The sequence below is a fragment of the Streptomyces sp. URMC 126 genome (assembly GCF_051386555.1).
Classification (GTDB): domain Bacteria; phylum Actinomycetota; class Actinomycetes; order Streptomycetales; family Streptomycetaceae; genus Streptomyces.
The window spans coordinates 1-1878 of sequence record NZ_JBPQTX010000571.1; the positions used below are offsets into that span (position 1 = coordinate 1).

At 72.9% G+C, this 1878-nt stretch carries 1 protein-coding gene and 1 pseudogene; one reads left to right on the forward strand and one right to left on the reverse strand.

Translation table 11 applies throughout. The features are described from left to right. Positions 1 to 174 precede the first annotated feature (174 nt). Complete coding sequence (locus ACSNOK_RS32780; protein ID WP_436784434.1) at positions 175 to 834, forward strand: TetR/AcrR family transcriptional regulator; 660 nt, start codon at positions 175 to 177, stop codon at positions 832 to 834. A gap of 18 nt (positions 835 to 852) precedes the next feature. On the opposite strand, the pseudogene ACSNOK_RS32785 reads toward ACSNOK_RS32780, so the two are convergent. Continuing rightward, positions 853 to 1857: pseudogene (locus ACSNOK_RS32785) on the reverse strand (lipase family protein); the annotation flags it as partial. Between the last annotated feature and the right edge of the window lie 21 nt (positions 1858 to 1878).

The window sequence follows — 1878 nt, forward strand, 5'->3', positions numbered from 1 at the left end:
GGGCGGCCTGATGGCCGCCCTTGACGGGTGGGGGCGCGTGATATTACCTGCCCGTACTGTAACGGGGGCGGAGGGATGCTTCTTGTGACCACTGCACAGACCGACGCTGCCAGGAGCCGGGCCGGCGCGAGGGCGTCCGTGCCGGGACGGCGGGAGAAACCGAGGGTCCGACGGATGCCCCGGGAGGTGCGGGAGCGGCAGATGATCGACGCCGCCGTGCGGGTGTTCGCCCGCTGCGGCTACAGCGCCGCTTCGATGGACGAGATCGCCGAACTGGCCGGGGCCTCCAAGCCCTTGTTGTATCTGTACCTCAACTCGAAGGAGGAACTGTTCGGGACCTGTATCCGGCGCGAGGCGGAGGCGCTGCTCGGCGCGGTGCGGTCCGCCGTCGAGCCGCACACCCCGGCGGACCGCCGGCTCTGGGACGGGCTGCGCGCGTTCTTCGCGCACACCGCGGCGCACCCGGAGGGGTGGGCGGTGCTCAGTTGCCGGGCCCGTACGCACGGGGAACCGTTCGACCGGATGGTGGCCGGGCTGCGCGAGGAGATCGTGGAGGTCGTCGTGCGGCTGATCGAGGAGGCGGCCGAGGAGGCCGACGAGGCGGCGCCGGGCCGGGTGCCGTTGAACGGGCGGGAGGTCACCGGCCTCGCGCACGCCCTGGTCGGCGCCGCCGAGTCGCTCGCCGGGTGGGCCAACGGGCCCGCCGGCGCCGCCCCCTCGGCCAAGGAGACGGCGGAGACGTTGATGAACGTGGCGTGGGTGGGGCTGGAGAATCTGGTGAGCGGCCGGCGGTGGCAGGCCGTGGGCGTCGGTGGTGTGGTCAAGTCCGCCTGATGCCCGCGGGGCGCGCGGTCAGGCGCAGTTGCCTCGGTCCGGGCGGTCGGCGAAACGTTCCGCCAGCCAGTTCGCCGCCGGGATCGCCTGGACGATCGCGCCTCCGACGTGCTCCGTCAGGGGCAGGGACGTCCAGCGGACGTCGGTGCCGAGCTTGCACCAGTCGGCGCGCAGGCGCTGACCCAGGTCGTAGGGGATCAGCTCGTCGACCGTCCCGTGGTAGAGGTACACGGGGCGGTCGGGGGCGTGCGTACCGAGGTTCGAGGAGCGGAGGACGCGCTGCCAGTCCGCTTCGTAGAGCGGGTTGCGGACGGTGACGTCCGATATTTTCTTGAACAGGCCGGCGGCCACGTTGGCGGCGACGCAGTTCTCCTTGAGGAAGCGGAGGTAGCCGCGGCCGCGGTCGTTGAGGTAGTCGTCCAGGCGCAGTTCGGGGTAGGCGGCGTTCTGGCCCGACGCCGCCATGAGGATCAGGCCCGCGCCGATGCCGCCGTTGTTGAAGTCGGCGGTCCGCAGGAGGTCGGCGGGGACGCCGCCGGTGGCCGTGCCCTTCACGTTCAGCTCGGGCGCGTAGGTGGCGTGCAGTTCCGCGGCCCAGGACGTGGCCTGGCCGCCCTGCGAGTAGCCCATGATGCCGACGGGCGCGTTCGCGGACAGGCCCGCCTCGGGCAGGCGCAGCGCCGCGCGCGCCGCGTCGAGGACGGCGTGGCCCGCCGAGCGGCCGACGACGTACGTGTGGTCGCCCTCGGTGCCCAGGCCCTCGTAGTCGGTCACCGCCACGGCCCAGCCACGGGCGGTCAGCAACTGGATGAGGTTGGCCTCCACCGTCGTCCCGCGCGGGAAGCCGGCGGACGGGGCGCACTGGTCGCCCAGGCCGACGGTGCCCACCGCGTAGGTGATCAGCGGGCGGGGGCCGGTTCTGCCGTCGCGGGGGACGATCACCGTGCCGGAGACGGTGTTCGGGGTGCCCTTGGCCGTCGTCGAGCGGTAGGTGATGCGCCAGGCGCGGGTGGCGGTCGGTTGGGCGGCTGTCTCTTATACACA